A 23,510-nucleotide genomic window follows, 5' to 3' on the forward strand; every position below is an offset into this window, starting at 1 on the left:
GTTGTAGGAGCGGCCTTGCGTCGCGATGGGCTGCGCAGCAGCCCCAGAACCTGCGCACTCGATCTTCCAGGTAGGTGTTGACCTTGGGTCCGTTGGGGCTGCTGCGCAGCCCATCGCGACGCAAGGCCGCTCCTACAGGGGAGTGCGGTACCTTTGAGGTGAACCATGACCACGTCTACCGCCCAACTGCGGGCCTCACCCCTGGACGCGCTTCAGCGCTGGCTGCCCAAGCTGGTGCTGGCACCCAGCATGCTGATCGTCCTGGTGGGCTTCTACGGCTACATCCTCTGGACCTTCGTGCTGTCCTTCACCACCTCGACCTTTCTGCCCACCTACAAATGGGCAGGCCTTGCGCAGTACGCCCGGCTGTTCGACAACGACCGCTGGTGGGTGGCGAGCAAGAACCTGCTGCTGTTCGGTGGCCTGTTCATCGCCATCAGTCTGGCCATCGGTGTGCTGCTGGCGGTGTTGCTCGACCAACGCATCCGCCGTGAGGGCTTCATCCGCACCATTTACCTGTACCCCATGGCGCTGTCGATGATCGTTACCGGCACTGCCTGGAAGTGGCTGCTCAACCCCGGCATGGGGTTGGACAAATTGTTGCGCGACTGGGGCTGGGAGGGCTTTCGCCTGGACTGGCTGATCGACCCTGACCGGGTGGTGTATTGCCTGGTGATCGCCGCAGTGTGGCAGGCTTCGGGCTTCATCATGGCAATGTTCCTGGCCGGCCTGCGTGGCGTCGATCCTTCGATCATCCGTGCGGCGCAGATGGATGGCGCCAGCCTGCCGCGCATCTACTGGACCGTGGTGCTGCCCAGCCTGCGCCCGGTGTTCTTCAGTGCACTGATGATCCTCTCGCACATTGCCATCAAGAGCTTCGACCTGGTGGCGGCGATGACTGCCGGCGGCCCGGGTTACTCGTCCGACCTGCCGGCAATGTTCATGTACTCGTTCACCTTCAGCCGCGGCCAGATGGGCATGGGCTCGGCCAGCGCCATCCTCATGCTCGGGGCGATCCTGGCGATCCTCGTGCCGTACCTGTACTCGGAGCTGCGGAGCAAACGCCATGCATAGCCCTGTCGACAAACCGGCGCTCAGCCTGAGCCGTATCGCCATTCACGCGGTGTTGTGGATCGCCGTGCTGTTGTACCTGGTGCCGCTGGTGGTAATGCTGCTGACCAGCTTCAAGACCCCGGAAGACATCAGCACCGGCAACCTGCTGAGCTGGCCGGCGGTGATCACCGGCATTGGCTGGGTCAAGGCCTGGGGCACGGTCAACGGTTACTTCTGGAACTCGATCATGATCACCGTCCCTGCGGTGCTGATCTCCACCGCCATCGGCGCGCTGAACGGCTATGTGCTGTCGATGTGGCGCTTTCGCGGCTCGCAGTTGTTCTTCGGCCTGCTGCTGTTCGGCTGCTTCCTGCCATTCCAGACCGTGTTGCTGCCGGCCTCGTTCACCCTTGGCAAACTCGGCCTGGCCAGCACCACCGGCGGCCTGGTGCTGGTGCACGTGGTCTATGGGCTGGCCTTCACCACGCTGTTCTTTCGCAACTTCTACGTGAGCATCCCCGACGCACTGGTCAAGGCCGCACGGCTGGACGGTGCCGGGTTCTTCACCATCTTCCGGCGCATCATTCTGCCGATGTCCACGCCAATCATCATGGTCTGCCTGATCTGGCAGTTCACCCAGATCTGGAACGACTTCCTGTTCGGCGTGGTGTTTTCCAGCGGTGATTCGCAACCGATCACCGTGGCCCTGAACAACCTGGTCAATACCAGCACCGGGGCCAAGGAATACAACGTCGACATGGCGGCGGCGATGATCGCCGGCCTGCCAACCCTGCTGGTGTATGTGGTGGCTGGCAAATATTTCGTGCGCGGGCTGACGGCCGGCGCGGTAAAGGGGTAAGTCATGGCAACGCTCGAACTTCGCAATGTGAACAAGACCTACGGCAGCGGCCTGCCGGACACCCTCAAGGACATCCAGCTGTCGATCAAAGATGGCGAGTTCCTGATCCTGGTCGGCCCCTCTGGCTGTGGCAAATCGACCTTGATGAACTGCATCGCCGGCCTGGAGCAGATCACCGGCGGTGCGATCCTCATCGACGAGCAGGACGTCAGTGGCATGAGCCCCAAGGACCGTGACATCGCCATGGTGTTCCAGTCCTACGCGCTGTACCCGACCATGAGCGTGCGCGAGAACATCGAATTTGGCCTGAAGATCCGCAAGATGCCGCAGGCGGCCATCGATGAAGAAGTGACGCGGGTCGCCAAGCTGCTGCAGATCGAGCACCTGCTGGCGCGCAAGCCGGCACAGCTGTCCGGTGGTCAGCAGCAACGGGTAGCCATGGGCCGGGCGCTGGCGCGGCGGCCGAAGATCTACCTGTTCGATGAGCCGCTGTCCAACCTCGATGCCAAGCTGCGGGTCGAGATGCGCACCGAAATGAAACTGATGCACCAGCGCCTGAAGACCACCACCGTGTACGTCACCCATGACCAGATCGAGGCCATGACCCTGGGTGACAAGGTGGCGGTGATGAAGGACGGCATCATCCAGCAGTTCGGCACCCCGCAGCAGATCTACAACGACCCGGCCAACCAGTTTGTGGCCAGCTTCATCGGTTCGCCGCCGATGAACTTCATCCCGGTGCGCCTCACGCAACAGCAGGGGCGCCTGCTGGCCGTGCTTGACAGTGGCCAGGCGCGCTGTGAGCTGCCCTTGGGGGTGGCCGATGGCGAGCTGGATGGCCGCGACCTCATCCTTGGCATCCGCCCCGAGCAGATCGCCCTGGGCGACGGCGAGTGCAACGGCCTGCCGGGCATTCGTGCCGAGGTGCAGGTAACCGAACCTACCGGGCCGGACCTGCTGGTGTTCGTCACGCTCAACCAGACCAAGGTGTGCTGCCGCCTGGCGCCGGATGTGGCGTGCCGCGTGGGTGTCACCCTCAACCTGCAATTCGACCCGGCCCGGGTGCTGCTGTTCGACGCCGACAGTGGCGAGCGCATACGCCTGGCCAGCACGGACGCAACCGCAAAGGACAACGTGGCTCACTTCAAAGGCCGTTGACTCGTCTACACCATCAATAAGAAAAAAGAGGACGCATAGGGATGGAACAGCGCAAACGTATCAGGACATTGGGCTCGCTGGCTTTGCTCGCCGTTGTCGGCAGCAGCGGCGCGCAGGCTGCCGAGGCTTTTTCCAGTGAATCGAAGTGGATGACCGGCGATTGGGGCGGCACCCGTACCGAGTTGCTGGAGAAGGGCTACGACTTCACCCTCGACTACGTCGGCGAGGTAGCCGGCAACCTGCACGGTGGCTACAACGACGACAAGACTGCACGCTACAGCGACCAGTTCGCCCTTGGCGCACACCTGGACCTGCAGAAGATCTTTGGTTGGCACGATGCCGAGTTCAAGCTGGCGATCACCGAGCGCAGCGGCCGCAACCTGTCCAACGACCGTATCAGCGACCCGCGCGCCGGGCAGTTCAGCTCGGTGCAGGAAGTGTGGGGCCGAGGACAGACCTGGCGTCTGACCCAGATGTGGTTCAAGCAGAAGTATTTCGACGGTGCCCTGGACGTCAAATTCGGCCGCTTCGGCGAGGGCGAGGACTTCAACAGCTTCCCTTGCGACTTCCAGAACCTGGCCTTCTGCGGCTCTCAGGTGGGCAACTGGGTGGGCGGCATCTGGTACAACTGGCCGGTCAGCCAGTGGGCGCTGCGGGTGAAATACAACATCACCCCGGAATTCTTCGTACAGGTCGGCGCCTTCGAGCAGAACCCCTCCAACCTGGAAACCGGCAACGGCTTCAAGCTCAGCGGCAGCGGCACCAAGGGGGCAATCCTGCCGGTGGAGGCGGTGTGGTCGCTCAAGGTCAACGGCCTGCCGGGTGAGTACCGCCTGGGTTACTACTACAGCACGGCCAAGGCCGACGATGTGTTCGACGACGTCAACGGCAACCCGCAGGCGCTGACTGGCGGGGCCTTCAAGTCGCACTCCAGCAAGCATGGCTGGTGGGTAGTGGCGCAGCAGCAGGTCACGGATCATGGTGGCGACGTCAACCGCGGCCTCAGCCTGTTCGCCAACTTCACCGTGCACGACAAGGCCACCAACGTGGTCGACAACTACCAGCAGGTGGGGCTGGTCTACAAAGGCGCCTTCGACGCCCGGCCCAAGGATGACATCGGCTTCGGTGTGGCGCGTATTCATGTGAATGACGACGTGAAGAAACGCGCCGAACTGCTCAACGCCCAGAGTGGTATCAACGATTACGACAACCCAGGCTTCGTGCCGCTGCAACGCACCGAGTACAACGCCGAGCTCTACTACGGCTTCCACGTCACCAACTGGCTGACCGTGCGGCCTAACCTGCAGTACATCAAGAGCCCGGGCGGGGTGGATGAAGTGGACAACGCGCTGGTCGCAGGCTTGAAGATTCAGTCGTCATTCTGAGGCCATTTGTTGTAAATTTACGCCAATCCCTTTTCGGTTCCCGGCACCCACTGGCCTGCAGTGGTTGTCGGGGATAGGCCGAGACAGCGCTATCTCAAACAACAAGAGCTCTGAACCATGCCCGAACATCCGCTCCATCGCTTCTTTTCCTCGCAGCGGCCAAGGCCGACATTCGAGTGGGAGCGTTACCAGCAGCGCGATGTGCTGATCATTGATCACCCCCGTTGCCAGGCGGTATTCAGCCGCCAGGGCGCGCAACTGCTGCACTTTCAGCCGGCAGGTGAGCGGCCGTGGCTGTGGTGCGCCGAGCAGTGGCCGCAGGTGGGGGCGATCCGTGGCGGCGTGCCGGTGTGCTGGCCGTGGTATGGCCGCCACCCCAGCGAGGACCTGTGGCCAGCCCACGGCTGGGCGCGTTTGCTGGACTGGAAGCTCGTAGACAGCCGCGAAGACGAGGAGGGCGTTACCTTGAAGTGGCGCCTGGACCTGTGCGACTGGCAGGTCGACCTGCACGCCAGGCTGGGTAGCCGTATGGAACTGAGCCTGAGTACCGAGCACCAGGACAGCGAACCTTGCCAGCTGAGCCATGCATTGCTGGCCTATTGGCGGATCAGTGACGTCTCCGAGATAGCGCTGTCCGGGCTGGAGGATATCGAAGGTTATGACCGCCTGAATCGTCAGGCCTGCCGTGAAGATGGCGCGCTGAAGCTCAAGGGTGGCTGCCAGAAGGTCTACCCGGGCACGCCGCGGGTGCAGTTGCAGGACCCGGCCTGGCAGCGCGAGCTGTGCATTGACACCGGTGACAGCGATGACACCGTGGTCTGGCACCCGGGTAACCGACCGTTGATGGGCGTGACTGGCCGTGAAAGCCAGCGTTTTGTCTGCGTCGAGGCCGCCAGTGGCAGTGGCGAGGGCCTGAGCCTGGCGCCGGGGCAGCGTGCCCACCTGCGCCTGCAGGCGCACCGGCTCAGTTGAGTTCGTCGTCCTCGATCGGGTAGCGGCTGGCGTTCAGGCTTTCCTTGATCTTGCGCAGGTGTGGCTGGAAGTCGACGCCGCGGCGCAGGGTCATGCCGGTAGCCAGCACATCGAGCACGGTCAGCTGGATGATCCGTGAGGTCATCGGCATGTAGATGTCGGTGTCTTCCGGCAACGGAATGTGCAGGCTCAGGCTGCAGGCATTGGCCAGTGGCGAGCCGGCGGCAGTCAGGCCCAGCACCGAGGCGCCGTTTTCGCGGGCCAGGCGGGCCACTTCGACCAGTTCGCGGGTGCGCCCGGTGTAGGAAATGATCACGAACAGGTCGCCGGTATGGGCCACTGAGGCCAGCATGCGCTGCATCAGCACATCGGCGTGGGCCGATACAGCCAGGTTGAAGCGGAAGAACTTGTGCTGCGCATCCAGGGCCACCGGGGCTGAGGCGCCCAGGCCGAAGAAGTGGATCTGCCTGGCCTGGATCATCATGTCCACGGCACGGCTGACCTGCTGCGGGTCCAGTAGCTGGCACGCGCCGTCGAGCGAGGCGATGGCACTGGCGAAGATTTTCTGGGTGTAGGCTGCCGGGTCATCGTCGGCCTCTACCGCTCGGCTGACGTAAGCGGCGCCGCTGGCCAGGCTCTGCGCCAGCTGCAGCTTGAGTTCGGGGTAACCGCTGACGCCGAACGAGCGGCAGAAGCGGTTGACGGTCGGTTCGCTGACCTTGGCCGCCTGTGCCAGCGCAGCAATGCTGAAACGGGTGGCTTGTTGCGGGTTGAGCAGGATGACTTCGGCGACTTTGCGTTCGGCCTTGTTCAGCTCGTCGAGGCGTCCCTGGATCTGTTCCAGGAGGTTTCGCACGCGGTCCATGGGTGTGTCCTTGGGTCGGGAAGACAGCCGGCTGGCGAAGCAGCAGGCTTTTTGCACGGTCGTCTATCGTACTGTTGGTGCGGATGGCGCACCACTTGTCTGTAATACTTGTGTGTAATGTTGTGGTTTTTACTACATTATCCCTTGAAAACCGTATGTGAAAGCGGTATTCCTAGACCAACTTTAGGAAAGAACCTACATCATGGCTGCAATCAGTGTCGAACCTTGCACATTTGCCCTGTTTGGCGCCCTCGGTGACCTGGCATTGCGCAAGCTGTTTCCTGCGCTCTACCAGCTCGACCGGGCTAACCTGCTGCACCCCGACACGCGCCTGCTGGCGCTGGCCCGCGAGGCAGGCAGCGCACAGGAGCACCTGAACAGCATCGAAGCCCACTTGCGCCGGCATGTGCCCGAGGCCGATATCGAGCCTGCTGCATTAGGCCGTTTCCTGGCCCGGTTGAGCTACCAGCACCTGGACTTTCTGCAACCCGAGGGTTACCAGGCACTGGCCGAGCAGCTGCCGGGCGAACTGCCGCTGATCGCTTACTTCGCCACGGCGGCAGCGGTGTACGGGGCCATCTGCGAGAACCTCGACAAGGCCGGGCTGGCTCCGCGTACCCGGGTGGTGCTGGAAAAGCCCATCGGCCACGACCTGGAGTCGTCACGCCGGGTCAACGATGCCGTGGCACGGTTCTTCCCCGAAAACCGGGTTTACCGCATCGACCACTACCTGGGCAAGGAGACGGTACAGAACCTGATTGCGCTGCGCTTCGCCAACAGCCTGTTCGAAACCCAGTGGAACCAGAATTCCATCTCCCACGTGGAGATCACCGTGGCCGAAAAGGTGGGTATCGAAGGCCGCTGGGGCTATTTCGACAAGGCTGGCCAGTTGCGCGACATGATCCAGAACCACCTGTTGCAGTTACTGTGCCTGATCGCCATGGACCCGCCGAGCGAGCTGTCCGCCGATGCCATTCGTGACGAAAAGGTGAAGGTGCTCAAGGCCCTGGCGCCGATCACTGGCGAGGGTTTGAGCACCCGAGTGGTGCGTGGTCAGTACATTGCCGGCTACAGCGAGGGCAAGCCGGTGCCGGGTTACCTGGAAGAAGACAACGCCAACGCCAGCAGCGACACGGAAACCTTCGTCGCCCTGCGTGCCGACATCCGCAACTGGCGCTGGTCGGGCGTGCCGTTCTACCTGCGTACCGGCAAGCGCATGCCGCAGAAGCTGTCGCAGATCGTCATTCACTTCAAGGAAACGCCCCACTACATCTTTGCCCCGGAACAGCGTTTGCAAGTCGGCAACAAGCTGATCATCCGCCTGCAACCGGACGAGGGTATTTCTTTACGGGTGATGACCAAGGAGCAGGGCCTGGACAAAGGCATGCAACTGCGCAGTGGCCCGTTGCAGCTTAATTTTTCCGACACCTGGCGCAGCACGCGGATTCCGGACGCTTACGAACGCCTGTTGCTCGAAGTGATGCGCGGTAACCAGAACCTGTTCGTGCGCAAGGACGAAATCGAATATGCCTGGAAGTGGTGCGACCAGTTGATTGCCGGCTGGCGTAATGCAGGCGATGCGCCCAAGCCTTACGCGGCGGGCTCCTGGGGGCCGATGAGCTCGATAGCTTTGATCACACGCGATGGGAGGGCGTGGTATGGAGATATCTGAATTGAATTTTCCAGCGACTGTGAAGGTTCACGACCTGGCGGATGCCAAGGCGTTGGCTGCCACCCTGGCCCAAGATGTTGCCGAACGCCTTCGTGCAGCGATTGCTGCCAAGGGCCAGGCCTGCGTGGTGCTGTCGGGTGGCCGCAGCCCGGTGCCATTCCTTGAGCAGTTGGCCAGTGAAAACCTGGACTGGGCCAAGGTCACCGTCAGCCTGGCCGATGAGCGCTGGGTGCCGGTGGAGCACGCTGACAGCAACGCCGGGCTGTTGGCCCGCCATCTGCTCAAAGGCGCGGCAGCCAAGGCCCGCTTTGTCGGCCTGTACCAGCAGGCGGACAACCTCGATACCGCAGCTGGCAAGGCCGACCAGGCTCTGCTTGCACTGCCGCCAATCGACGTGCTGGTACTGGGCATGGGTGATGATGGCCATACCGCCTCGCTGTTCCCTGGCAGCCCAAACCTGAAAGCAGGCCTGGACCTCGCCAGCGGGCGTCGCTGCCTGCCGTTGCTGGCGCCGAGCGTGCCGCACCAGCGCCTGTCGATGACCCGCTCGCTGCTGGCCAGCGCCGCCTTCACAGCGCTGTCCGTGCAAGGGCCGGGCAAACTCGCTACCCTGCGCGCCGCGCTGGCTGGCAACGACCTTACTGAAATGCCGATTCGCGCTTTTCTTCACGACCCCCTGGACATCTACTGGTGCCCATGAGCCAAGGATCCACTGTCATGACCACCCTCGAACGCCCACAGCCAAAGCTCTCGATGGCCGCCAAAGCCGCCCGGATCGACGCCATTTGCGAACAGGCGCGCATCCTGCCGGTAATCACCATCGCCCGTGAGGAAGACATCCTGCCGCTGGCCGATGCCCTGGCCGCCGGTGGGATCCGTACCCTGGAAGTGACCCTGCGTTCGCAGCATGGGCTCAAAGCCATTCAGGTGCTGCGTGAACAGCGCCCGGAGTTGTGCGTAGGCGCGGGTACCGTGCTCGACCGCAGTATGTTCGCCGCTGTCGAGGCTGCCGGAGCACAGTTCGTCGTTACCCCGGGCATTACCCAGGACATCCTGAAGGCGGGCGTGGACAGTGAAATCCCGCTGCTGCCGGGCATCAGTACGCCATCCGAAATCATGATGGGCTATGCCTTGGGCTACCGCCGGTTCAAGTTGTTCCCGGCTGAAATCAGCGGCGGCGTGGCGGCGATCAAGGCCTTTGGTGGCCCGTTCGGCGATATTCGCTTCTGCCCAACCGGCGGCGTGAACCCGGCCAACGTGCGTAACTACATGGCCTTGCCCAATGTAATGTGCGTGGGGGGTACCTGGATGCTCGACAGCAGCTGGATCAAGAACGGTGATTGGGCGCGGATCGAAGCGTGCAGTGCCGAGGCGATGGCGCTGCTGGACGCCAACTGAATTTGTTGTGTGCTTTACGGCTTGTGGGGCGCTTGGTCGGCGCCCCTTTTTTTTGCCCCGAATAATGGAAAAGCCCGCTTTCAACAGCGGGCTTTTTCTTTTCGCAAGCGTGCTCAGGCTGCCTTGGCATCCTGCTGGCTCAGCGAGCGGTTCAACGCGCTGAACAGTGCCTTGAAGCTGGCCGTGGTGATGTTTTCATCGATGCCCACGCCATGCACGGGGCGGCCACCGGCCACGCGCAGTTCAATGTAGGCTGCGGCCTTGGCATTGGTGCCTGCGCCAATGGCGTGCTCGTTGTAGTCCATGATCTCCACGGCAATCGGCAGGCCGGCTACCAGGGCTTCGAGGGCACCGTTGCCCTTGCCGCGCCAGTGCAGGGTGGTTTCGCCTTCACCGGCAACTTCCACTTCCACGGCGCTGTGGCCGTTTTCTTCCTGCAGGCGGTGGCTGACCAGCGCGTATGGCGCGTTGGCCTGGAGGTATTCCTTGTGCAGCAGGCTGTAGATCTGCTGGGCGGTCATTTCCAGGCCGAGGCGGTCGGTTTCACCCTGAACCACCTGGCTGAACTCGATCTGCATGCGGCGTGGCAGGCTGATGCCATATTCCTGTTCGAGCAGGTAGGTGATGCCGCCTTTACCCGACTGGCTGTTGACGCGGATAACCGCCTCGTAGCTGCGGCCGATGTCGGCCGGGTCGATTGGCAGGTACGGTACCTCCCACAGTTCGCCTTCCTGCTGCTTGGCGAAACCCTTGCGGATGGCATCCTGGTGCGAGCCGGAGAAGGCAGTATGGACCAGGTCGCCCACGTACGGGTGGCGTGGGTGCACCGGCAGCTGGTTGCACTCTTCGACCACCTTGCGCACGCCGTCGATGTCGGAGAAGTCCAGCAACGGGTCGATGCCTTGGGTGTAGAGGTTCAGGGCCAAGGTCACCAGGTCGACGTTACCGGTACGCTCGCCATTGCCGAACAGGCAGCCTTCGGCGCGGTCGGCGCCGGCCATCAGGCCCAGCTCGGTGGCAGCAATACCGGTGCCACGGTCGTTGTGGCAGTGCAGGCTGATGATCACGCTGTCGCGGCGGCTGACATTGCGGCAGAACCACTCGATCTGGTCGGCGTAGATGTTTGGCGTGGACACTTCCACCGTGGCCGGCAGGTTGAGGATGATCTTGTGCTCAGGCGTCGGGTTCCACACCTCGATGACTGCATCGCAGACTTCCTTGGCGAACTCCATTTCAGTGGCGCTGAAGGTTTCTGGCGAGTACTGGAAGGTCCACTGGGTTTCCGGCTGCTGGGCAGCGTACTTGACGAACAGCTTGGCGGCGTTCACCGCGATGTCTTTTACGCCTTGCTTGTCCTGGTTGAAGACAATGCGGCGGAACGACGGGCTGGTGGCGTTGTACAGGTGAACGATGGCCTTCTTCGCACCGCGCAGCGATTCGAAGGTGCGTGCGATCAGGTCTTCACGGGCCTGGGTGAGCACCTGGATGGTGGTGTCGTCCGGGATGTGGCCGTCCTCGATCAGGGTGCGAACGAAGTCGAAATCGGTCTGCGAGGCAGACGGGAACGACGCTTCGATTTCCTTCACGCCCACCTGCACCAGGGTCTTCCAGAAGCGCAGTTTCTTCTCCGAATCCATCGGCTCGATCAGCGACTGGTTGCCATCACGCAGGTCGGAGCTGCACCAGATCGGCGCGGCGGTGATGGTCTTCGACGGCCAGGTACGGTCAGGCAGGTCGATGGTCGGAAAGGCGCGGTATTTCTTCGAAGGGTCTTTGAGCATGGTCATGGAAGCAATCCTTTTGTGTGCGGCCGAGATCGGGCCTGCCGAGCGATAACGAGATGAAGAGGCGAGGCGACGCGATTCAGCCTGGTAGTCGGGCGCTGACCAGGCAGAGGCTGCGATGTTGTCGGAGCAGGATGAGGGTGCTGAAGGTTTTCATGCCCTCAACCCTAACCAGAGAGGTCAGGGATGGCAAGTGTCCAGAAAAAATTGAGAGGAATGCTTAAAAAAAGCGATTAGGCGAGATTTTATGGCTGTAATTTGTTGAGTGTTTCGTGATTTTTGCGCGGTATATTTCGATGGCGCAACCCAGTGGTAAGGGTGCTGCCTGTGCTGGCCTCTTCGCGGGTAAACCCGCTCCCACAGGGATCGCGCCGCATTTGAAAGCTGCGCCGTACCTGTGGGAGCGGGTTTACCCGCGAAGAGGCCAGCATAGGCAGCGCAGGTCTCAGGGTTGGAACGCGCCGATGAAAATAGCCGGGTCCACCCGCGCATCATTCAGGCTGACGTTCCAGTGCATGTGCGGCCCGGTTGCCCGCCCGGTCGAGCCCACGCGACCGACCACCTCGCCACGGCGCAGCGATTGCCCCACCTGCACATCGATCTTCGACATGTGGCAGAACATGCTGATAAAGCCCTGCCCATGGTCGACGAACACCGTGCGGCCATTGAAGAAGTAATCCCCCACCAGGATCACCTTGCCATTGGCCGGTGTCTTGATCGGTGTCCCCGCTGGCACTGCAAAGTCCAGCCCGGCATGCGGGTTGCGCTCTTCACCGTTGAAGAAGCGGCGCACGCCGAATTTGCTCGACAGCGGGCCGTTGACCGGCTTGTCGAGGATCAGGTTGCTTGGCAGGGTCGGGCTGAAGCTGCGGTAGGCCTTGATCTGTTCGGCCAGCTCGCGGTCGATGCGCTTGAGGTCGGCCGGGTTCGGGTTGACCTGGCGAGTGTTCTTCAGCGTGATGCGCTGTTCAGGGTATTTCTTGCTCCCGACGCTGAAGGGCAGGGTGCGGCCGTCCTGGCTCAGCACGGCAGTGCCGGGCTTCTGGGTCAGCGGGATGCCGACGATGGCCAGCCAGTTGTCCTGCTCCTTCACCACCAGCACCGGCTTGCCGTCGAAACGGGCGCTGGGCGCGCTTGTGGCGGGGCCCAGGTCAACCACCGCCACGCCACCCGGCACCGGCTTGTTCAGTGTGCGGGTGATATAGCTGGCCTGGGCGCCGCCGGCGAGCAGCACGAGGGAGAGGGCGAGCAGGGGCGCGAGCAGGCGGGGCATGTGTCAGTCCAGTAATGAGAGGGTGACCGGGGTCAGGTGGTTGTCTTCGACCCGCACCTGCAGTTCGCCTTCGTTCAGGCGGGCGGTCAGGCGCTGGCCATTGCGGGTCTGTTCGGCACTGCGAATGGCCTGGCCCTGGTCGTCCAGCAGGATGCTGTAGCCGCGGGCGAGGGTGGCCAGCGGGCTCACCACCTGCAGGGTTTGCAGTTGGGCCTGGAAGCGTTGGCGGCGGTCTTTCAGCACCTCGCGCATGGCCCGTGGCAGGCGCTCGGCCAGGCTGTCCAGGCGCTGGCTCAGCAATTTCAGGTTGCGCCCCGGGTGCTGCGCGGCCAGGCGCGTGTCCATGCGTGCCACGCGCTCGCGGCGCTGATTGAGGCTGAGCATGAAAGCGCGGCGCAGGCGCATGTCCAGGTCGTCCAGGCGCTGGGCCTGCTGGCGCAGGCGTTCGCCCGGGTGGCGCAGGCGCCGGGTCAGTGATTCCAGGCGCAGCCGGTCATGGGTCAGGCGGTTCTGCATGCGCAGCAGCAGGCGCCGCTGCAGGCCGTCCAACCGTTGCTGCAAGCCACTGTTGTCGGGGGCCAGCAACTCCGCGGCGGCAGACGGCGTGGGTGCCCGTACGTCGGCAACGAAGTCGCTGATCGACACATCGGTTTCATGGCCCACGGCGCTGACGATAGGGGTGACGCAGGCGGCTACGGCACGCGCCACGGCTTCTTCGTTGAAGCACCACAGGTCTTCCAGCGAACCACCACCGCGGGCCAGTATCAGCGCGTCGAAACCAAGGCTGTCGGCCAGGCGAATGGCGCGCACGATCTGCGCGATGGCTTCACGGCCCTGCACCGCCGTGGGAATCAGGTTCAGCTCCACTTGTGGAGCGCGGCGGCCGAACACGCTGATGATGTCGCGGATCACGGCGCCGGTAGGCGAGCTGATGATGCCGATACGTTGAGGGTGGGCCGGTAGCGGTTTTTTGCGTTCGGCGCTGAACAGCCCCTCGGCACTGAGCTTTTCCTTCAGCGCCTCGAAGGCCAGGCGCAGTGCGCCGTCGCCGGCCGGCTCGACGGTGTCGAGGATCAGCTGGTAGTCGCCACGCCCTTCAAACAGCGAAACCTTGCCGCGTACCCGCACCGCCAGGCCGTCGCGCAGCGACTGGCGCACCCGCGTGGCGTTCTGCCGGAACAGCGCGCAACGCACCTGAGCGCCGCTGTCCTTGAGGGTGAAGTACATGTGGCCGGATGCCGGGCGGGCAAGGTTGGAGATTTCGCCTTCCACCCAGACGCTGCGGAACACGTCTTCCAGCAGCACGCGGGCGCGGCCGTTGAGTTGGCTGACGGTAAGGACCTCACGGTCCAGGCCGAGTCGTTCGAAGGGGTCTTTGATCATGGCAGGCATCATAAAGGACATCGGCCCCGGTTGTCTGTCTTGCCCCTACTGCCAGCCTTGACCCAATCCTTGTGGAGGCGGCCTTGCGTCGCGAAAGGGCCGCAACGCGGCCCCGGCACTTCATGCGGCGAAGCTGAAAACCTGGGGCCGCTTCGCAGCCCTTTCGCGACGCAAGGCCGCTCCCACAAGATCGCAGCCGGTGCCTTCAGCCCTGCATCGTCGCCACGAACTGCCGCACCATCTGCCCTGCATCGCGACGACAGGCCAGTGCCACTGTGCTCTGGCAATCACCGTCCAGCGCCACGAAGCTGACTGAAGCCGGCGCAATCTCACGCATGCACTGCGGCAACAGCGCCACCCCGAACCCCGCCTGAATCAGCTGCAACTGCGTGGTCTTGCGCGACAGCACCTGCGCCGCTTGCGGGAAGAAGCCTGCCTCCATGCACAGCGAAGCCGACAGGTAACTCAGCCCGCCACGGTCCCGGTGCGGGATGGAAATGAAGCGCTCTTCCCTCAGCTGCTCCAGTTTCACCCGTGGCGCGCTGGCCAACGGGTGCCCGGCAGCGACCGCCAGCAACAAGGGTTCGCTGAACAGTTCATGCAGCACCACACCTTCGTGCTGACGCAGCACCGGCAACCGCAGCAGGCCGATATCCAGCCGCCCGGCAGCAATATCTTCCAGCTGTGCCTCCGAAGACTGCTGCGCAATCTCCAGCGAAACCCCCGGGTTGTCTTTCAGGTAGTCGGCCAGGCGAGCCAGCAGCGTGCCGGTCAGCGGCACGGTACTGGAATGGTTCAGGCGCAGACTGCCTTGCAACCCCTCGCCAATGTCGCGGGTTACCCGCTCGGCTTGTGCAAGGTCGGCCAGCAAGCGCCGCGCCCGTTCAAGCAATGCTTCGCCGGCCAGTGTCAGGCGTGGCAGGCGCGCGGTGCGTTCGAACAGCGGCGTGCCCAGTTGCTGCTCCAGCTCCTTGATCTGCCGGCTAAGCGCCGACTGGGCGATGTACAGCCGTTCGGCGGCAGCGCTGAAACTGCCGCACTCGGCGATTTCAACGAAGTAACGCAACTGGCGGATCGAGGTCATGCCATGCCTTTTTGAGATGGGTTTGACAGTAAAGGCATATTAGTCGGCATGGCTCGTGTCTGGCTAATCTTTGCCTGTCTTCCCAGGAACCGCTGCCATGCTCGCCCAACTGTCGTTTTCCGGCCTCGATTGGCTACCCATCCTGCTGGGTGTCGGCGTTGCTTATGTCGTATTCGGCATTGCCGGTTTCGGTACCGCGCTGGTGGCCGGGCCGATATTGATCCATTTCATGCCGTTGTCGCGCATCATCCCGCTACTGGTGCTGCTGGACTTCGTTGCCGCGTTCGGCAACCTGCTGCCGTCGCGCCGGGATGTGGTGCGCAGCGAGTTGTTGCGGCTGTTACCGTTCATGGCCCTGGGCTGCACGTTGGGCGTGGTGTTCCTGCTGCAACTGAAATCCGACCTTTTGCTGCTGTTGATGGGCGTGTTCGTGACCGCCTATGCGTTATACGGGCTGGCAGTGAAGGCCCGGCCGGCCACCCTGTCAGGCTTGTGGGCGGTGCCGATGGGTACGGCAGGCGGATTGTTCGGGGCGCTGTTCGGCAGTGGCGGGTTTCTTTATGCGCTTTACCTGAGCGCACGGCTGGAGGTAAAGGAACAGGTTCGCGCCACCCAGAGTGCGCTGATCAGTTGCAGTACCGTAGTGCGCCTTTCGCTGTTCCTGATCGCCGGTGTCTATGCCGACCAAAGCCTGCTGCTGCTCGCCGCCTGCTTGCTGCCAGTCATGTTCGTCGGCCTCTGGGTGGGGCGCCGGCTGACCAACCGGTTGTCGCGTGAGGCTTTCGTTCGCCTGGTCACCTGGCTGGTGCTGGCCAGCGGCCTGGCGTTGATCGGTCGCTACCTGAGCGCCTGAGCGGTAGAATTGCGCCATTACCGGCGTTTTTCAGGCTTGTCCCGTTCATGAACACCCAGAGCATCATCGTTCCCAAGCTGTCCACCGTCCCGGTGCATGAAGCCCGCGCGCGCGCCATCGTGCGCTGGCTGGTGCGCGAAAAAGTCGTCGAAGAGCAGCTGACCACCTGTGGCCGCACCGGCAACCGCATGGGCCATGCCCTGGCTGCAGGGGCGCGCAAGGTGGCCCTTCATCCGGAAAAACTGCCCTTCGACCAGCCGGTCAACGGCATGGAGGTGGTGCTCAAGCGCTGCATCTACACCCCCACCGAAGGGTTTCTCGAAGAGGCCGGTTGCCCGGAGTGCCGGCGCGAGGTGGGCGAGCCGCTGTTCGAAAGCCTGGAGGAGTGGACGCCGGCGGTGACCGACAACTTCACCTGCCCGCTGTGCGGCTTTGAAGATGACATCAATGGCTTCATTTACCTGCAGCCATGTGCCTTTTCCAACCTGGGGTTCATCTTCAACAACTGGGGCGAGGCCGGGTTCACCCAGGCCTTTCTCGACAGCTTTGCCGACTGGCTCGACCAGCCGGTGACCGTGGTGCAGGTAAAACTGCCACAAGGCTGACCGAAGGCCCTTATTTTGCATTGAGCGGCGCGCCGTGGATGAGTATAATGGCGCGCTTCCATTTTTCCCGCCCGGGAGCCCCCGCGATGCTGCGTATCAGCCAAGAAGCCCTGACCTTCGACGATATCCTCCTTGTACCTGGCTATTCCGAGGTACTGCCTAATGAAGTCAGCCTCAAGACCCGTTTGACCCGTGGCATCGAGCTGAACATTCCGCTGGTTTCCGCCGCCATGGATACCGTGACCGAAGCGCGTCTGGCCATTGCCATGGCCCAGGAAGGCGGCATCGGCATCATCCACAAGAACATGACCATCGAGCAGCAGGCCGGCGAAGTACGCAAGGTCAAGAAGTTCGAGGCTGGCGTGGTCAAGGACCCGATCACCATCGAAGCCGACGCCACCGTGCGTGACCTGTTCGACCTGACCCGCCTGAACAACATTTCCGGTGTTCCAGTGCTGGCGAATGGTGACCTGGTCGGTATCGTCACCTCCCGTGACGTACGCTTCGAAACCCGCCTGGACGCCAAGGTCCGCGACGTGATGACCCCCAAAGAGCGTCTGGTCACCGTCCGCGAAGGCGCCGACAAGAACGAAGTCCGCGAGCTGCTGCACAAGCACCGCCTGGAAAAGGTCCTGATCGTTGACGACAAGTTCAACCTCAAGGGCATGATGACCGTCAAGGACATCGAAAAAGCCAAGGCTTACCCGCTGGCCAGCAAGGACGACCAGGGTCGCCTGCGCGTTGGCGCTGCGGTCGGCACCGGCAAGGACACCGGCGAGCGTGTTGCCGCGCTGGTTGCCGCTGGCGTTGATGTGGTGGTAGTCGACACCGCACACGGTCACTCCAAAGGCGTGATCGACCGCGTTCGCTGGGTGAAGGAAACCTACCCGCAAGTGCAGGTGATCGGCGGCAACATCGCCACCGGCGCCGCAGCCAAGGCCCTGGCCGAAGCTGGCGCTGACGCCGTCAAGGTCGGCATCGGCCCAGGCTCCATCTGCACCACCCGTATCGTTGCCGGTGTCGGCGTGCCGCAAATCAGCGCCATCGCCAACGTTGCTGCCGCACTGGAAGGCACTGGCGTGCCACTGATCGCCGACGGCGGTATCCGCTTCTCCGGTGACCTGTCCAAGGCCATTGTTGCCGGTGCTTCCTGCGTGATGATGGGTTCGATGTTTGCCGGTACCGAAGAGGCCCCAGGCGAAGTCGAACTGTTCCAGGGCCGTTCCTACAAGGCCTACCGCGGCATGGGCTCGCTGGGTGCCATGGCACAGGCGCAAGGCTCGTCGGACCGTTACTTCCAGGACTCCTCGGCCGGCGCCGAGAAGCTTGTTCCTGAGGGGATCGAAGGCCGTGTGCCTTACAAGGGCGCCCTGGCTGCGATCATCCACCAGCTGATGGGCGGCCTGCGTTCGTCCATGGGCTACACCGGCAGCGCCACCATCGAAGAGATGCGCACCAAGCCGGAATTTGTACGCATCACCGGTGCCGGCATGGCCGAGTCCCACGTGCATGACGTGCAGATCACCAAAGAAGCCCCTAACTACCGCGTAGGCTGAGGCTTCCAGCAATACAAGCATGCGGGGCTGTCACGACAGCCCCGCGTCGTTTCCGATTTCCACTGACGAGATTGAGTCATGGCCCTCGACATTCACGCTCACCGCATCCTGATCCTCGATTTCGGTTCCCAGTACACCCAGCTGATCGCCCGCCGCGTGCGCGAAATCGGCGTGTACTGCGAACTGCACCCGTTCGACATGGACGATGAAGCGATCCGCGAATTCAACCCGCGCGGCATCATCCTCGCCGGCGGCCCCGAGTCGGTCCACGAAGCCAACAGCCCGCGCGCGCCGCAGGCCGTGTTCGACCTGAACGTACCCGTGCTGGGCATCTGCTACGGCATGCAGACCATGGCCGAGCAGATGGGCGGCAAGGTTGAAGGTTCCGACCTGCGTGAGTTCGGTTATGCCCGCGTGGACGTGGTCGGCAAGAGCCGCCTGCTCGACGGCATCGAAGACCACGTTGACGCCGATGGCGTGCTGGGCCTTGATGTATGGATGAGCCACGGTGACAAGGTCACCCAGATGCCCGGCAACTTCCATGTACTGGCCAGCACCCCGAGCTGCCCGATCGCCGGCATGTTCGACGATTCTCGCGGCTACTACGGCGTGCAGTTCCACCCGGAAGTGACCCACACCAAGCAGGGCGGTCGCATCCTGTCCCGTTTCGTGCAGGACATTTGCGGCTGTGAAGCCCTGTGGACCGCCTCCAACATCGTTGAAGACGCCATCGCCCAGGTGCGTGCGCAAGTCGGTTCGGCCAACGTCCTGCTGGGCCTGTCCGGCGGCGTTGACAGCTCGGTGGTTGCTGCACTGCTGCACCGCGCCATCGGCGACCAGCTGACTTGCGTATTCGTCGACAACGGCCTGCTGCGCCTGCACGAAGGCGACCAGGTGATGGCCATGTTCAAAGAGAACATGGGCGTCAAGGTGATCCGCGCCGACGCTGAAAAGCAGTTCCTCGACAACCTGGAAGGCGAAGCCGACCCGGAGAAGAAGCGCAAGATCATCGGCCGCACCTTCATCGACGTCTTCGACGCCGAAGCCAGCAAGCTGGATAACATCCAGTTCCTCGCCCAAGGCACCATCTACCCGGACGTGATCGAGTCGGCTGGCGCCAAGAGCGGCAAGGCCCACGTGATCAAGTCGCACCACAACGTGGGTGGCCTGCCGGAGGAAATGAACCTCAAGCTGGTCGAGCCGCTGCGTGAGCTGTTCAAGGACGAAGTGCGCAAGATTGGCCTGGAACTGGGCCTGCCGTACGACATGGTCTATCGCCACCCGTTCCCGGGCCCGGGCCTGGGCGTGCGTATCCTTGGTGAAGTGAAGAAGGAATACGCCGACATCCTGCGTCGCGCTGACCACATCTTCATCGAAGAACTGCGCAAGGCCGACTGGTACCACAAGACCAGCCAGGCATTCGTGGTGTTCCAGCCGGTCAAATCGGTGGGTGTTGTTGGCGACGGCCGTCGCTACGCCTGGGTCGTGGCCCTGCGTGCCGTCGAAACCGTGGACTTCATGACCGCGCGTTGGGCACACCTGCCATACGAGCTGCTGGAAACTGTCAGCGGCCGTATCATCAACGAAATCGACGGTATCTCGCGCGTTACCTACGACGTGTCGAGCAAGCCGCCGGCCACCATCGAGTGGGAATAAGTTGAGCCACAAGGGCGCCGCAAGGCGCCCTTGTTGTATCTGTCGCCTGTCCTGGCCCCTTTGCGGTAAAACCGCCCCCACAAAGTGCTGCAAGCCTCAATCACTGTGCGGTCCCTGTGGCAGCGGGTTTACCCGCGAAGAGGCCAGCCCAGGCAAAACAAGACTTCACTTAATCTTTCGCATTTGCAGGTGTATCGTATTCGCCCTTCATTGCCAGCCACTGCTGGCAGCTTGATTGCGCCGAACACGAGGTACCCGCACCGATGTCCTTCACCCGTCGACAAATGCTCAAAGGCCTGACCGGCCTGGTTGTGGTTGGCCTGGGCGCCGGTGGCGCGGTGCGTTACTGGCTGGGCAAGGTCGAAGATGACAACGCCGGGCATGATTACGAGCTGATCGCGGCGCCGCTGGACGTCGAACTGGTGCCGGGCTTCAAGACCGAGGCCTGGGCCTTCGGCCCGTCGGCACCGGGCACCGAGCTGCGTGTGCGCCAGGGTACCTGGCTGCGGGTACGCTTTATCAACCACCTGCCGGTGGAAACCACCATCCACTGGCATGGCATTCGCCTGCCGCTGGAAATGGACGGCGTGCCCTACGTGTCGCAACTGCCGGTCAAGCCAGGCGAGTACTTCGACTACAAGTTCCGCGTGCCGGACGCAGGCAGCTACTGGTACCACCCGCATGTCAGCAGCTCCGAAGAGCTGGGCCGCGGCCTGGTCGGCCCGTTGATCGTCGAGGAGCGCGAACCTACAGGGTTCCAGCATGAGCGCACGTTGAGCCTGAAGAACTGGCATGTGGACGAGCAGGGTGCCTGGCTGCCTTTCAGCATCCCTCGCGAGGCGGCGCGTAACGGTACGGCTGGGCGGCTGATCACCATCAACGGCCAGGCCGACTCGGTCACCGAGCTGCCGGCCGGCCAGGTGGTGCGGGTGCGCCTGCTGAACCTGGACAACACCTGGACCTACCGGCTCAACCTCAAGGGCAACTGCGAGGCGAAAATCTACGCGCTCGACGGCAACCCGGTGACCCCGCGGCCGCTGGAGGATGAATACTGGCTCGGCCCCGGCATGCGCATCTGTCTGGCCATACGTATTCCCGAAGCGGGTGAAGAAATCTCCCTGCGCGACGGTTTCGTGCGCCTGGGTACACTGCGTTCAGTGCCCAGTAACGACGCCGTGGGTGGCTGGCCGCCAGCGCTGCCGCCCAACCCGATCGCCGAGCCGGACCTGGAGAATGCCGAAAAGCTCAACTTCAATTTCGAGTGGGCGGCCAGCGTCTCTGTCACCCCTGACCCGGACAAACCGTCGAGCATGTGGCAGATCAACGGCCAGGCCTGGGATATCACCGACAAGACCTGCGCCGACCACCCCATCGCCACGTTGAAAAAGGGCAAGAGCTACATCTTCGAGCTCAAGAACATGACCCAGTACCAGCACCCGATCCACCTGCACGGCATGAGTTTCAAGGTGATCGCCTCCAACCGTCACGACATAAAAGAGCCCTGGTTCACCGACACCTACCTGCTGGGCAAGAACGAGCGCGCCCAGGTAGCGCTGGTGGCGGATAACCCGGGTACCTGGATGTTCCACTGCCACGTCATCGACCACATGGAAACCGGCCTGATGGCCGCGATTGCGGTGGTCTGATGCGCCCGCAGATCATCGATCGCAGCCGTGATCAGGAGTTCATGCAGTTGGCCCTGGCCCTGGCGGCCGAGGGCGCGGCCCTCGGCGAGGTGCCGGTGGGCGCGGTGCTGGTGCAGCATGGGCAGGTGATCGGCCAGGGGTTCAACCGGCCGATCATCGACAGCGACCCCAGCGCGCATGCCGAGATGGTGGCCATCCGCGCAGCGGCGAAAACGGCCAGTAATTACCGGCTGCCCGGCAGCACCCTGTATGTGACCCTGGAGCCGTGCAGCATGTGTGCAGGGCTGATCGTGCATTCGCGGGTGATGCGGGTAGTATTTGGCGCGCTGGAGCCCAAGGCAGGCATTGTGCAGAGCCAGGGGCAGTTCTTCGGCCAGGGCTTCCTCAACCATCGGGTGATGGTGGAGGGCGGGGTGCTGGCGCAGGAGTGTGGGCAGATCCTCAGCGATTTCTTCAAGGCCCGCCGGGCCAAGACCTAGCGCTCCAGAAAGGCCCGCATGGCAATAGATTCTTTGTGGCTATACCGGCCTCTTCGCAGCGCAAGGCTGCTCCTGCAGGAAATCTATTGGCCTGAGGGCGATGGTGCCTACATCGGCGGCGACTGTTCTGCCGGCTTGGTCTTGTTGACCCCGGGCACATGCAGGTTGCCTTCGGCCACCTGGCCTTCAAGCTGCGGCTGGGTCACCCAGGTAAGGATGTCGTAGTAGCGGCGGATGTTGGCCACGAAGTGCACCGGCTCGCCGCCACGGGCATAACCGTATTTGGTCTGCCGATACCACTGCTTCTGCGACAGGCGCGGCAGCATCTTCTTCACGTCCAGCCACTTGTTCGGGTTGAGCTTCTCGCGCTTGGCCAGGGTACGGGCGTCTTCCAGGTGGCCACTGCCGACGTTATAGGCAGCCAGGGCGAACCAGGTGCGGTCCGGCTCCTGGATACTGTCGTCCAGCTCGGCCTTGATCTTCATGAAATACTTGGCACCACCCTGGATGCTCTGTTTCGGGTCCAGCCGGTTGGACACACCCATGGCCTGGGCGGTGCGCTGGGTCAGCATCATCAGGCCGCGAACACCGGTCTTGGAGGTGACCTCCGGCTGCCACATCGATTCCTGATAGCCGATGGCGGCCAGCAGACGCCAGTCCACCTGCTCGACCTTGGCGTAGCTCTTGAAGTGCTTTTCGTACTTGGGCAGGCGCTGTTGCAGGTGCTGGGCGAAGGTGTAGGCACCCACATAACCTAATACGTCGACATGGCCGTAATAACGGTCTTTCAGGCGTTGCAGGGTGCCGTTCTTCTGTGCCTTGTCGAGAAATTCGTTGATCTCGTTGAGCAGGCTGTTGTCTTCGCCCGCTGCCACTGCCCAGCGCTGGTCGCGGGTGTCGCCCACGTCGAAGGCCACGCGCACGTTGGGGAAGTACACCTGGTTCATCGCCAGCTCGTTGGAGTCGACCAGGGTCAGGTCGATCTGCCCTTCGTCGACCATGCGCAGCAGGTCGACCACCTCCACCGCATCCGACTCTTCATATTCAAGGCCGGGGTTCTGCTTTTTCAGCTCGGCCAGCAGGTCGGCATGGCTGCTGCCTTTGAGCACCATGATCTTCTTGCCGACCAGGCCCTTGGCGTTGGTTGGGCGGGGCCGGCCGTTGCGGTAGATGACCTGTGGGGTCACTTCCAGATAAGGGTGCGAGAATTTCGCCTGGGCGGTGCGCCGTTCGCTGCTGACCAGGCCGGCGGCTGCCAGCACCGGGCCGGAGGGTTTGCCGAGGTCGTCGAACAGCTCATCGAGGTTGTCGGCAGTCTCGATCTCCAGTTTCACACCGAGATCGTCGGCGAAATGCTTGACCAGCTCGTATTCGAAACCGGTTTCGCCGTTGCGATCCTGGAAGTAGGTGGCCGGGCTGTTGCGGGTGATCACGCGCAGCACGCCATCCTCCTTCACGCGCTCGAGGGTGCTGGGTTTTTCAACGCAGGCACCGAGCAGCAGAAAGAGTCCGGTTGCGAGAAGCCATTTGGCGCAACGCTGGCGCAAAGCAGTGTGGGCGAACATAGGTTGCAGTATACGCAAAGGACCGGTTCAGCCATATCTCGACAACGGTTAGCTTGTCTGGTAGCGGTTTATGTGTTGTGGGGCGTGGCGGAGGATTGCGGTTGGGGCCACCAGGTGCTGGCCTTGGGAGGTGTTGCGCCTGTGAGATCGAGCGCCGCCCGCGCGGCGCTTCGCGGGGCAAGCCCGCTCCCACATTTGTTTCGGGCCAGTTTCTCCTGCCTCCATTGGCGCGCGCACCCGGGGTGCATGGCTGGAAAGGGATGA

20 protein-coding genes are annotated in these 23,510 nt (G+C 62.9%); 14 read left to right on the forward strand and 6 right to left on the reverse strand.

Translation table 11 applies throughout. From position 1 onward, the window contains the following. The first annotated feature begins 165 nt into the window (after positions 1-165). From ACK1VC_RS15870 to ACK1VC_RS15890, 5 genes are all read left to right on the forward strand, one after another. Entirely contained in the window at positions 166-1,074 is a 909-nt protein-coding gene (locus tag ACK1VC_RS15870) for a carbohydrate ABC transporter permease (protein ID WP_023048433.1), read from the forward strand. After that, positions 1,067-1,912: a carbohydrate ABC transporter permease gene (locus ACK1VC_RS15875; RefSeq protein WP_016485095.1), complete on the forward strand. Its 846-nt coding sequence runs from the start codon at positions 1,067-1,069 to the stop codon at positions 1,910-1,912. The genes ACK1VC_RS15870 and ACK1VC_RS15875 overlap by 8 nt, the downstream gene beginning before the upstream one ends. A gap of 3 nt (positions 1,913-1,915) precedes the next feature. Next, positions 1,916-3,070: an ABC transporter ATP-binding protein gene (locus ACK1VC_RS15880; protein ID WP_191087317.1), complete on the forward strand. Its 1,155-nt coding sequence runs from the start codon at positions 1,916-1,918 to the stop codon at positions 3,068-3,070. 41 nt (positions 3,071-3,111) lie between these two features. Next, entirely contained in the window at positions 3,112-4,455 is a 1,344-nt protein-coding gene (locus ACK1VC_RS15885; RefSeq protein ID WP_449117983.1) for a carbohydrate porin, read from the forward strand. A 117-nt stretch (positions 4,456-4,572) separates the two neighbouring features. Continuing rightward, entirely contained in the window at positions 4,573-5,427 is an 855-nt protein-coding gene (locus ACK1VC_RS15890; protein WP_016485098.1) for a D-hexose-6-phosphate mutarotase, read from the forward strand. Here ACK1VC_RS15890 and hexR read toward each other — a convergent pair. Beyond that, positions 5,420-6,283, reverse strand: coding sequence for a DNA-binding transcriptional regulator HexR (gene hexR / locus ACK1VC_RS15895; RefSeq protein WP_172455959.1), 864 nt, complete (start codon positions 6,281-6,283; stop codon positions 5,420-5,422). The genes ACK1VC_RS15890 and hexR overlap by 8 nt on opposite strands. A gap of 211 nt (positions 6,284-6,494) precedes the next feature. On the opposite strand from hexR, the gene zwf reads away from it, so the two are divergent. Genes zwf through ACK1VC_RS15910 form a run of 3 tightly spaced genes read left to right on the forward strand, consistent with a single transcriptional unit; the run spans position 6,495 to position 9,362 of the window. Continuing rightward, entirely contained in the window at positions 6,495-7,964 is a 1,470-nt protein-coding gene (gene zwf / locus ACK1VC_RS15900) for a glucose-6-phosphate dehydrogenase (protein WP_016485100.1), read from the forward strand. Next, entirely contained in the window at positions 7,951-8,664 is a 714-nt protein-coding gene (pgl, locus tag ACK1VC_RS15905; protein ID WP_102689975.1) for a 6-phosphogluconolactonase, read from the forward strand. Before zwf ends, pgl begins: the two co-directional genes overlap by 14 nt. A gap of 17 nt (positions 8,665-8,681) precedes the next feature. After that, positions 8,682-9,362, forward strand: coding sequence for a bifunctional 4-hydroxy-2-oxoglutarate aldolase/2-dehydro-3-deoxy-phosphogluconate aldolase (locus ACK1VC_RS15910; protein ID WP_016485102.1), 681 nt, complete (start codon positions 8,682-8,684; stop codon positions 9,360-9,362). A 113-nt stretch (positions 9,363-9,475) separates the two neighbouring features. Here the strand turns inward: ACK1VC_RS15910 and leuA are convergent, their stop codons facing one another. The 4 genes from leuA to ACK1VC_RS15930 all read right to left on the reverse strand — a co-directional run bounded on the left by leuA (position 9,476) and on the right by ACK1VC_RS15930 (position 14,886). After that, positions 9,476-11,149: a 2-isopropylmalate synthase gene (gene leuA / locus ACK1VC_RS15915; protein WP_023048427.1), complete on the reverse strand. Its 1,674-nt coding sequence runs from the start codon at positions 11,147-11,149 to the stop codon at positions 9,476-9,478. Positions 11,150-11,591: 442 nt separating this feature from the next. Beyond that, positions 11,592-12,419, reverse strand: coding sequence for a M23 family metallopeptidase (locus ACK1VC_RS15920; protein WP_191087318.1), 828 nt, complete (start codon positions 12,417-12,419; stop codon positions 11,592-11,594). Positions 12,420-12,422: 3 nt separating this feature from the next. Next, positions 12,423-13,802, reverse strand: coding sequence for an exodeoxyribonuclease VII large subunit (xseA, locus tag ACK1VC_RS15925; protein ID WP_191087319.1), 1,380 nt, complete (start codon positions 13,800-13,802; stop codon positions 12,423-12,425). Between the two features lie 205 nt (positions 13,803-14,007). Then, a complete protein-coding gene (locus ACK1VC_RS15930; RefSeq protein ID WP_016485106.1) occupies positions 14,008-14,886 on the reverse strand; it encodes a LysR family transcriptional regulator in 879 nt (292 codons plus the stop codon). A 97-nt stretch (positions 14,887-14,983) separates the two neighbouring features. Here ACK1VC_RS15930 and ACK1VC_RS15935 point away from each other — a divergent pair, with 97 nt between their 5' ends. The 6 genes from ACK1VC_RS15935 to tadA all read left to right on the forward strand — a co-directional run bounded on the left by ACK1VC_RS15935 (position 14,984) and on the right by tadA (position 21,681). Next, positions 14,984-15,739, forward strand: a complete 756-nt coding sequence (locus ACK1VC_RS15935; RefSeq protein ID WP_023047717.1) for a sulfite exporter TauE/SafE family protein — start codon at positions 14,984-14,986, stop codon at positions 15,737-15,739. Between the two features lie 47 nt (positions 15,740-15,786). Further along, positions 15,787-16,344 (forward strand): hypothetical protein, encoded by a 558-nt coding sequence (locus tag ACK1VC_RS15940; protein WP_016485108.1) that lies wholly within the window; start codon positions 15,787-15,789, stop codon positions 16,342-16,344. Positions 16,345-16,430: 86 nt separating this feature from the next. Beyond that, complete coding sequence (guaB, locus tag ACK1VC_RS15945; RefSeq protein WP_012270723.1) at positions 16,431-17,900, forward strand: IMP dehydrogenase; 1,470 nt, start codon at positions 16,431-16,433, stop codon at positions 17,898-17,900. A 78-nt stretch (positions 17,901-17,978) separates the two neighbouring features. Continuing rightward, positions 17,979-19,556: a glutamine-hydrolyzing GMP synthase gene (gene guaA, locus ACK1VC_RS15950; protein WP_016485109.1), complete on the forward strand. Its 1,578-nt coding sequence runs from the start codon at positions 17,979-17,981 to the stop codon at positions 19,554-19,556. Between the two features lie 263 nt (positions 19,557-19,819). Further along, positions 19,820-21,202 (forward strand): multicopper oxidase family protein, encoded by a 1,383-nt coding sequence (locus ACK1VC_RS15955; RefSeq protein WP_449117984.1) that lies wholly within the window; start codon positions 19,820-19,822, stop codon positions 21,200-21,202. Further along, on the forward strand, positions 21,202-21,681 hold the full coding sequence (tadA, locus tag ACK1VC_RS15960; RefSeq protein ID WP_023047716.1) for a tRNA adenosine(34) deaminase TadA: 480 nt from the start codon (positions 21,202-21,204) through the stop codon (positions 21,679-21,681). The genes ACK1VC_RS15955 and tadA overlap by 1 nt, the downstream gene beginning before the upstream one ends. Positions 21,682-21,788: 107 nt before the next feature. On the opposite strand, the gene mltF is transcribed toward tadA, so the two are convergent. After that, complete coding sequence (gene mltF / locus ACK1VC_RS15965) at positions 21,789-23,246, reverse strand: membrane-bound lytic murein transglycosylase MltF (RefSeq protein ID WP_016485112.1); 1,458 nt, start codon at positions 23,244-23,246, stop codon at positions 21,789-21,791. Positions 23,247-23,510: the final 264 nt, after the last annotated feature.

Source organism: Pseudomonas sp. XP2 (assembly GCF_053557975.1).

Coding starts and splice junctions, on each gene's coding strand:
- ACK1VC_RS15920 (WP_191087318.1), bottom strand. CDS start 12,419: ATGCCCCGCCTGCTCGCGCCCCTGCTCGCCCTCTCCCTCGTGCTGCTC.
- ACK1VC_RS15955 (WP_449117984.1), top strand. CDS start 19,820: ATGTCCTTCACCCGTCGACAAATGCTCAAAGGCCTGACCGGCCTGGTT.
- zwf (WP_016485100.1), top strand. CDS start 6,495: ATGGCTGCAATCAGTGTCGAACCTTGCACATTTGCCCTGTTTGGCGCC.
- ACK1VC_RS15880 (WP_191087317.1), top strand. CDS start 1,916: ATGGCAACGCTCGAACTTCGCAATGTGAACAAGACCTACGGCAGCGGC.
- ACK1VC_RS15870 (WP_023048433.1), top strand. CDS start 166: ATGACCACGTCTACCGCCCAACTGCGGGCCTCACCCCTGGACGCGCTT.
- ACK1VC_RS15885 (WP_449117983.1), top strand. CDS start 3,112: ATGGAACAGCGCAAACGTATCAGGACATTGGGCTCGCTGGCTTTGCTC.
- pgl (WP_102689975.1), top strand. CDS start 7,951: ATGGAGATATCTGAATTGAATTTTCCAGCGACTGTGAAGGTTCACGAC.
- ACK1VC_RS15935 (WP_023047717.1), top strand. CDS start 14,984: ATGCTCGCCCAACTGTCGTTTTCCGGCCTCGATTGGCTACCCATCCTG.
- guaA (WP_016485109.1), top strand. CDS start 17,979: ATGGCCCTCGACATTCACGCTCACCGCATCCTGATCCTCGATTTCGGT.
- ACK1VC_RS15940 (WP_016485108.1), top strand. CDS start 15,787: ATGAACACCCAGAGCATCATCGTTCCCAAGCTGTCCACCGTCCCGGTG.
- xseA (WP_191087319.1), bottom strand. CDS start 13,802: ATGATCAAAGACCCCTTCGAACGACTCGGCCTGGACCGTGAGGTCCTT.
- leuA (WP_023048427.1), bottom strand. CDS start 11,149: ATGACCATGCTCAAAGACCCTTCGAAGAAATACCGCGCCTTTCCGACC.
- ACK1VC_RS15910 (WP_016485102.1), top strand. CDS start 8,682: ATGACCACCCTCGAACGCCCACAGCCAAAGCTCTCGATGGCCGCCAAA.
- tadA (WP_023047716.1), top strand. CDS start 21,202: ATGCGCCCGCAGATCATCGATCGCAGCCGTGATCAGGAGTTCATGCAG.
- ACK1VC_RS15875 (WP_016485095.1), top strand. CDS start 1,067: ATGCATAGCCCTGTCGACAAACCGGCGCTCAGCCTGAGCCGTATCGCC.
- ACK1VC_RS15930 (WP_016485106.1), bottom strand. CDS start 14,886: ATGACCTCGATCCGCCAGTTGCGTTACTTCGTTGAAATCGCCGAGTGC.
- mltF (WP_016485112.1), bottom strand. CDS start 23,246: ATGTTCGCCCACACTGCTTTGCGCCAGCGTTGCGCCAAATGGCTTCTC.
- guaB (WP_012270723.1), top strand. CDS start 16,431: ATGCTGCGTATCAGCCAAGAAGCCCTGACCTTCGACGATATCCTCCTT.
- ACK1VC_RS15890 (WP_016485098.1), top strand. CDS start 4,573: ATGCCCGAACATCCGCTCCATCGCTTCTTTTCCTCGCAGCGGCCAAGG.